The sequence below is a fragment of the Azospirillum sp. UENF 111221 genome, assembly GCF_058780625.1.
This window is the reverse complement of sequence record NZ_JBSNCH010000002.1, coordinates 252,598-265,118: the sequence shown is the minus strand read 5'-3', so window position 1 is coordinate 265,118 and position 12,521 is coordinate 252,598. Positions and strand designations below refer to the sequence as shown.

At 68.7% G+C, this 12,521-nt stretch carries 13 protein-coding genes; 10 read left to right on the top strand and 3 right to left on the bottom strand.

Annotation, left to right across the window (positions count from 1 at the left end; genetic code table 11):
• Positions 1 to 2: 2 nt before the first annotated feature.
• Both ACWPN3_RS05755 and ACWPN3_RS05750 read right to left on the bottom strand, forming a co-directional pair.
• Positions 3 to 923 carry an EamA family transporter gene (locus tag ACWPN3_RS05755; protein ID WP_492261170.1) on the bottom strand — a complete coding sequence of 307 codons (921 nt, stop codon included), beginning with the start codon at positions 921 to 923 and terminating at the stop codon, positions 3 to 5.
• Positions 924 to 1,026: 103 nt separating this feature from the next.
• Positions 1,027 to 1,686: a hypothetical protein gene (locus ACWPN3_RS05750; RefSeq protein ID WP_109096407.1), complete on the bottom strand. Its 660-nt coding sequence runs from the start codon at positions 1,684 to 1,686 to the stop codon at positions 1,027 to 1,029.
• Between the two features lie 136 nt (positions 1,687 to 1,822).
• On the opposite strand from ACWPN3_RS05750, the gene dnaE reads away from it, so the two are divergent.
• Genes dnaE through ACWPN3_RS05730 form a run of 4 tightly spaced genes read left to right on the top strand, consistent with a single transcriptional unit; the run spans position 1,823 to position 7,187 of the window.
• A complete protein-coding gene (gene dnaE / locus ACWPN3_RS05745; RefSeq protein WP_492261169.1) occupies positions 1,823 to 5,329 on the top strand; it encodes a DNA polymerase III subunit alpha in 3,507 nt (1,168 codons plus the stop codon).
• Between the two features lie 13 nt (positions 5,330 to 5,342).
• The gene (locus tag ACWPN3_RS05740; RefSeq protein ID WP_492261168.1) at positions 5,343 to 6,095 is read left to right on the top strand and encodes a hypothetical protein; all 753 of its coding nucleotides are present in this window, start codon (positions 5,343 to 5,345) and stop codon (positions 6,093 to 6,095) included.
• Positions 6,028 to 6,231: a hypothetical protein gene (locus tag ACWPN3_RS05735; protein ID WP_492261167.1), complete on the top strand. Its 204-nt coding sequence runs from the start codon at positions 6,028 to 6,030 to the stop codon at positions 6,229 to 6,231. Before ACWPN3_RS05740 ends, ACWPN3_RS05735 begins: the two co-directional genes overlap by 68 nt.
• Positions 6,228 to 7,187 carry an acetyltransferase domain-containing protein gene (locus ACWPN3_RS05730; RefSeq protein ID WP_492243996.1) on the top strand — a complete coding sequence of 320 codons (960 nt, stop codon included), beginning with the start codon at positions 6,228 to 6,230 and terminating at the stop codon, positions 7,185 to 7,187. Before ACWPN3_RS05735 ends, ACWPN3_RS05730 begins: the two co-directional genes overlap by 4 nt.
• A 39-nt stretch (positions 7,188 to 7,226) precedes the next feature.
• Here ACWPN3_RS05730 and ACWPN3_RS05725 read toward each other — a convergent pair whose 3' ends face one another.
• A complete protein-coding gene (locus ACWPN3_RS05725; RefSeq protein WP_109452428.1) occupies positions 7,227 to 7,679 on the bottom strand; it encodes a MarR family winged helix-turn-helix transcriptional regulator in 453 nt (150 codons plus the stop codon).
• A 486-nt stretch (positions 7,680 to 8,165) separates the two neighbouring features.
• Between ACWPN3_RS05725 and rimO the strand changes: the two genes are divergently transcribed.
• The 6 genes from rimO to ACWPN3_RS05695 all read left to right on the top strand — a co-directional run bounded on the left by rimO (position 8,166) and on the right by ACWPN3_RS05695 (position 12,518).
• A complete protein-coding gene (gene rimO / locus ACWPN3_RS05720; RefSeq protein ID WP_109047847.1) occupies positions 8,166 to 9,485 on the top strand; it encodes a 30S ribosomal protein S12 methylthiotransferase RimO in 1,320 nt (439 codons plus the stop codon).
• A gap of 30 nt (positions 9,486 to 9,515) precedes the next feature.
• On the top strand, positions 9,516 to 9,875 hold the full coding sequence (locus ACWPN3_RS05715) for an HNH endonuclease (protein WP_492243997.1): 360 nt from the start codon (positions 9,516 to 9,518) through the stop codon (positions 9,873 to 9,875).
• Between the two features lie 70 nt (positions 9,876 to 9,945).
• On the top strand, positions 9,946 to 10,113 hold the full coding sequence (locus ACWPN3_RS05710) for a hypothetical protein (RefSeq protein ID WP_174473426.1): 168 nt from the start codon (positions 9,946 to 9,948) through the stop codon (positions 10,111 to 10,113).
• A gap of 132 nt (positions 10,114 to 10,245) precedes the next feature.
• On the top strand, positions 10,246 to 10,497 hold the full coding sequence (locus ACWPN3_RS05705; RefSeq protein WP_109096401.1) for a hypothetical protein: 252 nt from the start codon (positions 10,246 to 10,248) through the stop codon (positions 10,495 to 10,497).
• A 137-nt stretch (positions 10,498 to 10,634) separates the two neighbouring features.
• Positions 10,635 to 11,060, top strand: a complete 426-nt coding sequence (locus ACWPN3_RS05700; protein ID WP_109096400.1) for an OsmC family protein — start codon at positions 10,635 to 10,637, stop codon at positions 11,058 to 11,060.
• Between the two features lie 219 nt (positions 11,061 to 11,279).
• A complete protein-coding gene (locus ACWPN3_RS05695) occupies positions 11,280 to 12,518 on the top strand; it encodes an ABC transporter substrate-binding protein (RefSeq protein WP_492243998.1) in 1,239 nt (412 codons plus the stop codon).
• The last annotated feature ends 3 nt before the right edge of the window (positions 12,519 to 12,521 follow it).

Below are 12,521 nucleotides of genomic sequence, written 5' to 3'. Positions count from 1 at the left end.
TCTCAAATCGGCCCCCAGTCGGCCCCAAATCGGCCTATGATCAGGCCCGCGCCCGCACCCGCGCCGGCAGTCTCAGCACCGACAGGGCCAGCCCGGCGAACACCAGCAGCCCGCCGGCCAGCTTCGCCGTGGTGAAGGTCTCGCCCAGAAGCAAGGCACTGGAACTCATGCCGAAAATGGGGACGAGCAGCGAGAAGGGCGCGACCAGGCTCGCCGGATAATGCCGCATCAGGAAGCCCCACGCGGCGAAGCCGAACAAGGTCGCCCCCGCCGCGATGTAGATCAGCGAGCCGACTCCGACCACTGTCAGGGTGGTGAAGGCATGGACGATGCGGTCCGGCCCCTCCAGCGCCAGCGACATCGCCAGCAGCGGCAGCGGTGGAACGAGGCTGACCCAGAACCATCAGGCTGAACAGGTCGGGGGCCTTGGCCTGCTTCATCACGATGTTCGCAACACCCCAGGCCGCCGCCGCCGCCAGCGTCAGCCCGAGACCGAGCAGCGAGTCGCCGGCCGGCATCTCCAGCGCGATCAGCCCGACGCCGGCGAAGGCGACGGCCATGCCGCCGACCTGACGCGGCCCCGGCCGGTCGCCGAGCGCGAAGGCGGCGAAGATCGCGGTGAAGAAGGCCTGCGCCTGCAACACCAGCGAGGCCAGCCCCGCCGGCATGCCGACGTCGATGCCCAGGAACAGCAGCGGGAACTTGACCACGCCCAGCATCACGCCGATGCCGATGACATAGCGCCAGGGCACCGGCGGCCCCTTGCCCCAGCCCAGCACCACCACCGGCAGCGCCGCCAGCGCGAAGCGCAGGCAGGAGAACAGCAGCGGCGGGAAATCGCGCAATCCGACCTTGATCGCGACGAAGTTCAGGCCCCAGACGGCGGCGACCGCCACGGCGAGCAGGATGTGGGAAGCGCGCATGATCGGAAGGCTAAACGGGCCCTGCCGGACCGGTCAATCGGCGGCGGAGCGCGCGGCCAGCGTGGCTGACCTGCGCGTCACCCCCACGGGCGGGGAGCAGGTTTTACGACTCCGCGTGCAGGATCCGGCATTCGTCCGATGCGTTGATCGCCCAGGACGATCCCGACAGCAGCATCGTGCCGATATCCCCCAGCCCGCTGCTGCGGAAGCTGACGCGGTGGGCGCGGGCGAGCGGCTCCATCTCCTCCAGGAACCCCTTGGTCGGCACAGCGACGTAGAGGCTGCCGTTGGGCAGGCCGCGGGCGCTCAAGGACAGGCGCGGCCCCAGGTCGGACATCACCGCCAGGTCGTAGCGTTCGCCGGGCTTCACCGTCGCCCCGCTGTCCGACGGGGTGAAGCCCGACAGGATGAAGCCCGACTCGGCGGCGGCGGTGCGGAAGCTGAGGCGCGGGGCGGCGTTCTGGCCGACCGGGATGCCGCGCTCGGCGACGCAGAAGGGCTTGCCGCCGGGGGGCGTGTGGATGGTGACGGTCCAGCCCTTGCCGGAGCTGAAGGGTTTGGACGGCCCGTCCGGCAGCCCGGCCGCGGGTTGTTGGGCCGCTGCCGGCGGCGGCGGCACGGTCTCGCAGGCGGACAGCGCCAGCGCCAACCCGGTCAGCAGCGCCCCGGTCAGCAGGGCCGAAGGCGTCGCCGCCCGGACGGCATGGCGGTCCCGCAGGACCGGCCGCAGTCGGACGACGGGTGCAAGGTGCTGCCGATCCATCGCGGCGTCCTCCCCATCCCTGAACGTGTTGCGGCGACTTCCATACCACGTTCGCATGCCCCCGCGCGACCGTCGCGGGAAGCGTCCGGGCTGTGCTAGAACCAGGGGCCCCGTAGCAAGCAAGCCCCCGGTTGCCATGCCCCACGCCGACTTCATCCACCTGCGCGTCCATTCCGCCTATTCGCTGTCGGAAGGTGCGATCAAGGTGAAGGAGCTGGTCAAGCTCTGCCTGAAACAGCAGATGCCGGCCGTCGCGGTCACCGACACCGGCAACCTGTTCGGCGCCCTGGAATTCGCGCTGGCCGCCTCCGATGCCGGCGTGCAGCCGATCATCGGCACCGTGCTGGGCATCACCCGCGTCGGCCCGGCCCAATCAGGTCCAGGAGGGGCCAAGCCCGGCCTGCCCGGCAAGGCGGCGGCCACCCCCGACCAGCTCGTCCTGCTCTGCCAGAACGAGGAGGGCTACCGCAACCTCGCGGCGCTGGTGTCCAAGGCCTTCCTTGAGTCGGACCCGCTGGCCGGCCCGCAGGTGACCCTGGACGCGCTGGACGGTCATTCGGCCGGGCTGATCGCGCTGACCGGCGGCCCCGGCGGCTCGGTCGGCCGGCTGCTGCATGAGGGGCAGAAGGATCTGGCGCTCGACGTCCTGGAGCGGCTGAAGCGGCTGTTCCCCGGCCGCCTCTATGTCGAGCTTCAGCGGCACGAGGGCGGGCGCGGCCATTTCGCCGCGGCGGAGAACGCCATCGAACCGGCGCTGATCGACCTCGCCTATGCCCACGGCCTGCCGCTGGTCGCCACCAACGACTGCTATTTCGCCACCGCCGACATGTACGAGGCGCACGACGCGCTGATGTGCATCGCCGAGGGCGCCTATCTCAGCCAGGAGGACCGCCGCCGCCTGACCCCCGACCACCGCTTCAAATCGGCGGAGGAGATGCGGCTGCTGTTTGCCGATCTGCCGGAGGCGCTGGACAACACCGTCGCCATCGCCCGGCGCTGCTCCTTCCTGCTGAAGCCGATCAAGCCGATCCTGCCGCCGTTTGCCTGCGAAGGCGGCCGCACCGAGGACGACGAGCTGCGCGCCCAGTCGCGCGCCGGCCTGGAGGAGCGGCTGGAGAAGGTCGTCTACACCCCCGACATGACGCCGGAGCAGCGCGCGGAGACGAGGCGGACCTATTTCGAGCGGCTGGAGTTCGAGCTGGACGTCATCGTCAAGATGAAGTTCCCCGGCTACTTCCTGATCGTGTCGGACTTCATCAAATGGGCGAAGACCCACGACATCCCGGTCGGGCCGGGGCGCGGGTCGGGCGCCGGCTCCGTCGTCGCCTGGGCGCTGACCATCACCGATCTGGACCCGCTGCGCTTCGGCCTGCTGTTCGAGCGCTTCCTGAACCCCGAACGCGTGTCGATGCCCGACTTCGACATCGACTTCTGCCAGGACCGCCGCGAAGAGGTCATCCGCTACGTCCAGAACAAATACGGCTACGACCGCGTCGCCCAGATCATCACCTTCGGTAAGCTGCAGGCGCGCGCCGTGCTGCGCGACGTCGGCCGCGTGTTGCAGATGCCCTACGGTCAGGTCGACAAGATCTGCAAGATGGTGCCGAACAACCCGGCCAACCCGGTGACGCTCCAGCAGGCGCTGGACAGCGAGGAGATGCTGCGGCAGGCGCGCGACGGCGACGACACCGTGCGCCACCTGATCGACATCGCCCTGAAGCTGGAGGGCCTCTATCGCCACGCCTCGACCCACGCCGCCGGCGTGGTGATCGCCGACCGGCCCTTGCAGGAGCTGGTGCCGCTCTACCGAGACCCGCGCTCCGACATGCCGGTCACCCAGTTCAACATGAAATATGTCGAACAGGCCGGCCTGGTAAAGTTCGACTTCCTGGGTTTGAAGACGCTGACCGTGCTGAAGACGGCGGTCGACCTGATCCCCGAGAAGCCGGACCTGACCACCGTCCCGCTGGACGACGAGAAGAGCTACCAGCTGCTCAGCCGGGCCGAGGCGACCGGCGTGTTCCAGCTGGAAAGCTCGGGCATGCGCGACGTCCTGCGCCGGCTGAAGCCGAACCGGCTGGAGGACATCATCGCGCTGGTGTCGCTCTACCGTCCCGGCCCGATGGACAACATCCCGAAATACATCCGGGTGAAGAACGGCGAGGAAAAAGCCGACTACATGCATGACAGCCTGGAAGGCATCCTGAAGGAAACCTTCGGGATCATGATCTACCAGGAACAGGTCATGCAGATCGCCCAGGTGCTGTCCGGCTATTCGCTGGGCGGCGCCGATCTTCTGCGCCGCGCCATGGGCAAGAAGATCAAGGAGGAGATGGACAACCAGCGCAAGATCTTCTGCGACGGCGCGGAGTCGCGCGGCGTCAAGGCCGATCTGGCCAGCATGATCTTCGACCAGGTCATGAAGTTCGCCGGCTACGGCTTCAACAAGAGCCACGCCGCCGCCTACGCCCTGGTCGCCTACCACACCGCCTATCTCAAGGCCAACCACCCGGTGGAGTTCATGGCGGCGTCGATGACGCTCGACCTCGGCAACACCGACAAGCTGAACGTCTTCCGCCAGGAGTTGGCGCGGCTGCGCGTCAAGCTGCTGACTCCGGACATCAACAAATCCGACTCCATCTTCGGGGTCGAGCAGCTGACCGACGGGACCAAGGCGGTGCGCTATGCGCTGGCCGCCGTCAAGGGCGTCGGCCAGCCCGCCATGCGCGCGGTGGTGGAGGAGCGGCGGAAGAACGGCCCCTTCAAGAGCCTGTTCGACTTCGCCCGCCGGCTGGATCTGAAGACCATCAACAAGCGCCAGCTTGAGAATCTCGCCTGCGCCGGCGCCTTCGACGGGCTGAACCCCAACCGCGCCCAGGTCCATGCCGCGCTGGAGACCATCATCCGCTACGCCCAGGCGGAGGCGGCGGAGCGCGACAGCGGCATCGGCAACCTGTTTGGCGGCGGCGGGGGCGGCCTGCCCGAACCGGAACTGCCCAAGGTCAAGGACTGGGAGCCGCTGGAGAAGCTGAAGCACGAGTTCGGCGCCATCGGCTTCTACCTGTCGGCCCACCCGCTCGACGCCTATTCCGGCCCGCTCGGCCGCATGAAGGTGGTGCGCTCGGCCGATCTGGCGAACGTCGCCAAGGCCGGCGGCATGACCCGCCGCGCGATGGCCGGCATCATCGTGTCGAAGAAGGAGAAGACCTCCAAGTCCGGCAACCGCTTCGCCTTCGTCGAGCTGTCGGACGCCGCCGGCGGCTACGAGGTCACGCTGTTCTCGGAAATCCTGGCGGCCAACCGCGCCCTGCTGGAGCCGGGCAACGCGGTTCTGCTGACCGTCGACGTCCAGTTGAACGGCGAAGAGATCCGCCTGACCTGCCAGGAGATCAAGCCGCTGGAGGAGGCCGTCGCCTCGGTCAGCGCCGGCCTGCGCGTCGTCCTGCGCGACCCCGGCCCGATCGAGCATCTGCGCGCCACGCTGGATCGGCTGTCGCGCGGCAAGAGCCGCATCAATGTGCTGGTCGAGGTCGACCCGCTGAAGGAGATCGAGATCGAGCTGCCCGGCAGCTACACCATCACCGCGCAGAGCCGCTCGGCCCTGAAGGCGGTGCCGGGCGTGGTGGAGGTGGCGGAGCTTTGACCGGAGCCGGATTGTGACCGGGACGGCGGCGCCCGCTTTCGGGCGCTTCATCGCCATCGACTGGTCCGGCGCGCTGGCCAAGCGCTACGCCGGCATCGCGGTGGCGGAATGTGCCGCGGGCGATGCCGCCCCACGGCTGGTCGAGGGCCCCGGCGGCTGGTGGTCGCGGACGGCGGTGTTCGACTGGCTGCGTGCGGAACTGCCAAAGGAGCCGGCCCTCGTCGGCATCGACTGCGCCTTCTCCCTGCCCTTCGCGGTGGCGGCGCGCGGCTTTCCCGGCCGCGACATCACCGTCTTCGACCTGTGGGAGGCGGTGGAGGAGGCCTGCGCGGCGGAGCCCGACTTCGGCGGCGGCCCCTTCGCCAGCCATCCGCTGCACGGGCTCGGCTTCTGGCATGGCGGGCCGCAGCCGGACTGGTACGAGGACCCGCACCGCGCCACCGAATGGGCCTGCCGCGCCGACGGGCTGGGCCACCCGCAGAGCCCCTACAAGCTGATCGGCTCGCGTCAGGTCGGCAAAGGGGCGCTTGCCGGCATGCGGGTGCTGCGCGCCCTGCGCACCGCCCTGCCCGGCCGGCTGGCGGTCTGGCCCTTCGATGAACTCGGCACCGGGCGCCAGCGTGATGGTGGAGATCTACCCGCGCCTGTTCCTGAAACACACCGGCTTCGGCCAGCGCAAGATCCGCGACGGCGCCGAGATGGACGAGGCGCTGCGCCGGCTGGGCTCGCATCCGCTGGAGCGGACCGGGGCGGTCAGCGACCATGACAGCGATGCGCTGGTGTCGGCCGCCGGCCTGCGCTGGCTCGCCGGCACCCCGCGCGCCTGGGCACCGCCGGGGCTGGACGACACCGCAAGGCGGCAGGAGGGGTGGATCTTCGGGGTGGGAATGACCGGATCATGAGCGCAATCGGCATCACGTCGGCACAGGGCCTCGCACAGCGGCCCTCGCGCCGGCCGGCAATCGACGTGGCCCGCGGGTTGGCGCTGCTGGCGATGGCGGCCTATCACGGCAGCTGGGACGCCACCTATTTCGGCCTCGCCGGCTTCGACCTGCTGGGCGACCCGCTGTGGCTGGCTGCCCGCACCGCGATCCTGTCGAGCTTCCTGCTGCTGGCCGGCATCGGGTTGGTGCTGGCGAGCCGCGACGGGATCGACGCCGGGCGTTTCCTGCGCCGGTTGGGGCGGGTGGCGGCCGGGGCCGCGGCGGTCTCGGCGGCATCCTATGCCCTGTTTCCCGACAGCCCGATCTTCTTCGGCGTGCTGCACCACATCGCGGTGGCGAGCGTCATCGGCCTCGCCTTCGTCCGCCTGCCCGCCAGTGTGACCCTGACGGCGGCGGCAGCGGCGGTGCTGGTCGGGACGACCCAGGGCTTCCCGCTGTTCGACAACCCCTGGCTGCGCTGGATCGGGCTGACCAGCGTGGCGCCGGACTCCAACGATTTCGTGCCGCTTCTGCCCTGGATCGGCGGCGTGCTGGCCGGGATCGGGCTTGGCCGGCTGCGGCCTGGACTGGGCGAGGGGGTGGCGGTGAACGGCCGCGCCGCGCGGCTGCTCGCCTTCGGCGGCCGGCACAGCCTTGCCGTTTATCTGCTGCACCAGCCTCTGCTGTTCGGGATCGCCTGGGCCGCGGCGCAGCTGATGCCGGCGGAAACGCTCGCCGTACGCAGTTTCCAGGCGTCCTGCGTGGCAAGCTGCGAGCGCGCCGGCGTGGCGAAAGCAACCTGCACCGCCAACTGCGGCTGCGTGCAATCCGAACTGGCGCGCAATGGCCTATGGGAGGGCTTCGTCGCCAACCGCCTCAACGAGCGCGACCAGCGCGGTCTGCAGGCGGCGGTCGCCGCTTGCCGCAAGCCCTGACGGGCGGCCGGGCTCAAACGCCCGAACCACGCCGGGCGGTCAGACGGACTGGCGCTTTTCCAGCAGGCCGCGCAGCAGGCTGGTCAGCGTCTCGGCCAGCTTGTACTGCTCGTCGCCCGGCAGCGCGGCGATGATGCCGGCGAAGTCGTTCAGCGGGTCGTGGCGCAGCAGTTCCAGCGCCTTCGGCGTCGGGTGCAGCTGGGTGACGCGGCGGTCCTCCGGAACCGGCACGCGGACCAGCAGGTCCTTGCCCACCAGCACCTCGACCATCTGCGAGGCGGCCCCGCGGGTCGTGGCGTGGAAATCGGCGAAGGCCGACACGGTGCGCTGGCTGTTGTTGGCCCCGGCGAAATAGCGGAGCGCCGTCCACTGCGACGGCTTCAGGCCATGGGTATAGCCAAGGCTGTCGGCAATATGGGAGATCTGCAGCATCACGTCGGCGATGGCCTGCGGCGAGGCAGCCCCCGCGTGATCGGGTTCGGCGAAGTCCATGGTGGCTCCGATGGCTCCGGCTCCGATCGGCGTCCGGTCCAGCGTCCCGTTGTTCCGGACCGACATCCGGCCCGCAGCAACACCGCGCACTTTTGCGAAGTCCATTTTTTCCACTCTATAAAGTTTAGTGGCTATACGATGGGCGCATCACAAGGCTGGCGGCTATCGCTGTAAGGCGGCAGCCACATCGATCATAAGATCGTCATACATACTAGCGTGGCTGAACACAAAACGGAACATCGAACACTTCATCCTTTTGTTGCAAATTGTCGCATTGGCTTGAGCCCGGCGAAGGAGGAGCAAAGGGATGGACAAGGCGCTGGAAGACCTCAAAGGCATGACAGACCCCGGCAAAACCGGCATGCCGGCCATGCCCGGGCGCTCAAACGCCATGTTTCACTGGCGTAATCTTTGAATCGGCGGTATACGCGCGCGATGACCACATCCCCCGTTCCGAAGTCCGCATCGCCGGCCGCCGCCCAGACCATGGGCGCCCCGAAGGTCGGCATCGTCAGCCTCGGCTGCCCGAAGGCGCTCGTCGATTCAGAGCGTATCCTCACCCGCCTGCGCGCGGAGGGGTACGAGATCTCCCCCAGCTACGACGGCGCGGACGTCGTGCTGGTCAACACCTGCGGCTTCCTCGACAGCGCCAAGAAGGAATCGCTGGACGCCATCGGCGAGGCGATCAAGGAAAACGGGCGGGTGATCGTCACCGGCTGCATGGGCGTGGAATCGGACATGATCCGGCAAGTCCATCCCGGGGTGCTGGCCGTCACCGGTCCGCACCAGTACGAGCAGGTGGTCAGCGCCGTGCACGAGGCGGTGCCGCCGACGCACAACCCCTTCACCGATCTGGTGCCGCCGGAAGGGCTGCGGCTGACCCCGCGCCATTACGCCTATCTGAAGATTTCCGAAGGCTGCAACAACCGCTGCAGCTTCTGCATCATCCCGTCCCTGCGCGGCGATCTGGTCAGCCGGCCGATCCATTCGGTCCTGCGCGAGGCGGAGAAGCTGGCGGTCGCCGGCGTCAAGGAACTGCTGGTCATCTCGCAGGACACCAGCGCCTACGGCGTCGACGTGAAGTACAAGACGGAGAAATGGTACGACCGCGAGGTCCGTACCCGCTTTTTCGACCTGTGCAACGAGCTGGCGAACTTCGACCTGTGGGTCCGCCTGCATTACGTCTACCCCTACCCGCATGTGGACGAGGTCATCCCGCTGATGGCGGAGGGCAGGATCCTCCCCTACCTCGACATCCCGTTCCAGCATGCCTCGCCCACCGTGCTGAAGGCGATGCGCCGCCCGGCCGCCCAGGAAAAGCAGCTGGACCGCATCCGCAAGTGGCGCGACGAGTGCCCGCATCTGGTCCTGCGCTCCACCTTCATCACCGGCTTCCCCGGCGAGACGGAGGAGGACTTCCAGTTCATGCTGGACTGGCTGAAGGAGGCCCAGCTCGACCGCGTCGGCTGCTTCAAGTACGAGCCGGTCGAGGGTGCGACCGCCAACGACCTGCCCGGCGCCGTTCCGGAAGAGGTCAAGCAGGAGCGCTGGGAGCGCTTCATGGAGACGCAGAAGGCGATCAGCGCCGAACGGCTCCAGCAGAAGGTCGGCTATACGCTGGGCGTCCTGATCGACGAGGTCGACGAGGACGGCGCCATCGGCCGCTCCTACGCCGACGCGCCGGAGATCGACGGCAACGTCTTCCTGAACGGCGAGACCGGCTTGAAGCCGGGCGACATGGTCGACGTCACCATCGAGCATGCCGACGAGTACGACCTGTGGGGCAGCGTCGAGCGCGATCTCTGAACCCTGTCTATCGACCGACTGGAGAGCGCCATGCCCGTCACGCCGGACGATGCCAGACTGATGGACGTCCAGCAGGGCGGGCGCTGCTTCTTCTGCGACGGGCCGGTGGGGGCGAAGGCCACCTTCGACCATCTGATCCCCCAGGCCTATGGCGGGATCGACGATCCGGCCAACGTCGTGCTGGCGCACCGCCGCTGCAACCAGCGCAAGGACGACCGCCTGCCGACGAATGAGGAACTCGACCGGTTCTTCGCGCTGCGCCGCTCCAGCCGGCTCGGCGTCTGGCCGCCCCTGCGCGTGTTGCGCGACGAGGGGGAGGGAGCGGACGAGGAGGAGCGCTGGATCGCCCTGGCGCAGGCCATCGCCCAGCAGATCGCACGGCAAAGGTGAGGCCGCCCGAAACCAAAGCGGCCCGATCCGGTTAACGGAAGACACCTTATATATAGAAGGAGCGTCGCCGATGACCGGCCAGCAGAACAAGCAGCCCCACACCGAAGAGACCGTCCGCCATACCGAGGGCGAGCAGAACACCGGCAACCACAAGAAGCCGGACGCCCCCGACGCCAAGGGCGCCGACCGCTTCGGCGGCACCCGTGCCGGTGCCGAGAATGTCGAGCCGAAGAAGTAGGCTGCGGAAATACGGGCTTTTCAGGCTGGCATCGCACCGCCGGCCTGTGCGAGATCCGGGGGCGGCATCCGCAGGCTTCATGCCGGGGGGCCGCCCCCACGTCGCACCCATGACCCGGCATCCGTGACCAGAATGGCTCCCTCGATCTTCAAGCGATACAAGCTGCACTTCACCCGCCCGCTGCCGGGGCTGCGTCCGGGACGGCCGGAACGCGACGCCATGGTGGACCGGGTGCGGCGGCTGGCCAGCGAGAACGGCATGGCCGGCGACCTCCACACCATCGCCCCCAACGCCGGCTTCGGCATTCTGGAAGTGCGCTGCACCGAACGTCTGGCCCGCCGCCTGTCGGACCTGTCGGAGATCGAGACCGTCCAGGAGGCCTGACGGCTGGCGACGGACGGCAGGCAGCGCGGAGGTGGTACATGGCTGGCAGTGGCGTTCCCCTGCCCTAGGTCAGGCCGGACCGGTCACGCGACAGCGAGCCACCGGACCGACCACAATCTTCAAAGGGAGACACCAGCATGGCGATGCGGCAATCGGACGCCGAATGGCGTGGCGACCTCAAATCGGGCAGCGGCACGATGCGGCTGGGCAGCGGCGCCTTCGAAGGCAGCTATTCCTTCCCGTCACGCTTCGAGAACGGCCAGGGCACCAATCCGGAGGAACTGATCGCGGCGGCCCATGCCGGCTGCTTCTCCATGGCGCTGTCGGCCGGGCTCTCCCAGGCCGGCCACACGCCGACCCGCGTCCACACCACCGCCAAGGTGCATCTTGAGAAGGCCGGTGCCGGCTTCGCCATCAGCCGGATCGAGCTGGAGTGCGAGGCGGAAATCCCGGGCATCGACGAGGCCACCTTCCAGGAACAGGCGAACGGCGCCAAGGCCAACTGTCCGGTGTCGAAGGCGCTGGCCGGCACCCAGATCAGCCTGACCGCCAAGCTTCTCTGACCCGTCCCGCAGAAAAGACAGCGTCCCGCGGCAGCAAGCGTACCGGTGCAGATAATGCAGCGAGCCACCGGCGGCGAAGCTGCCGCGGCGCTTCATGTCTTCCAAACCTTCCGCTCTGCCGAAGGGCAGATTGACCCCGCCGCTTCCGCCCACCCATAGTGCGGCCTTGCGTGTGCGGGAGCCCATCTTCCGTCCGCCGATCCCATCGAACGACGGTCAATGTTCATCGCAGTCCTTCGCCTTTGCCGGCCGATATTTCTTCTGTTCGCGCTGCCGCTCGCGGCGCTGGCGACGGCTGCCGCCGCCCAGACCGTGGGAGAGTTGGGCAGGGAGCTGGGTGGGGAACTGGGCCGGGAGCCGGTGATCCTGGCGCTGGACGGTGAATTCGGGCTGACCAACAGCACCTCGGCCGAGGCCATCGAACGCGGCATCCTGACCGCCATCGACGACATCAACCGCCAGGGCGGCGTGCTGGGCGGGCGGCCGCTGGAACTGATCACGCGCGAACACCGATCGATCTCTGCCCGCGGCATCAAGAACATCCGGGAACTGGCCACCATTCCGGATCTGATCGCCGTGTTCGGCGGCCGGTTCAGCCCGGTGGTGATCGAGGAGCTGCCGGTCCTGGAACAGACCCGCACCCTGTTCCTGGCCCCCTGGTCGTCGGCCGACGCCATCGTCGACAACGACATGGAGCCCAACTACATCTTCCGCCTGTCGCTGCGCGACAGCCTGGCGATGCCCTTCCTGCTGAAGCGCGCCGCCGACCGCGGCTTCACCCGTGTCGGGCTGCTGCTGACCAACACCGCCTGGGGCCGCTCCAACCTGGAAGCCGCCAAACGCCATCTCGCCGGCCACAAGATCCCGGATCTGGCCGGCACCGCCTGGTACAACTGGCGCGACCGCTCGCTGCTCGACAAGTATCAGGCGCTGGCCGAGGACGGCGCCCAAGCGATCCTGCTGGTCGCCAACGACGACGAGGCCGCCGTTCTGGTGCGCGAGGTGGCCGCCCTGCCGGCGCAGCAGCGGCTGCCGATCCTCAGCCATTGGGGCGTCACCGGCGGCAACTTCGTCGGACAGGCCGGCGCGGCGCTCAGCGAGGTCGATTTCACCGTGATCCAGACGGTCAGCCCCCTCCGCATCCCGCCGGACCGGCTGGCCCCGGTGCTGGAGACCGCCGGGCGGCTGTTCGGCATCCGCCGGCCGGAGGACATCGTGTCGCCGGTGGGCTTCCTGCATGCCTACGATCTGACCCGCATCCTGGCGCTGGCCATCGACCGTGCCGGCACCACCGACCGCGCCGCGGTGCGCGACGCGCTGGAGCAGGTCGGCCCCTATCGCGGCGTGATCCGCGACTTCGACCGCCCCTTCGCTCCCGGCCGCCACGAGGCGCTTGGTCCCGAGGACCTGCTGATGGCACGGTTCCGCAGCGACGGCGTGCTGGTCCCGGTGGATTGAGGA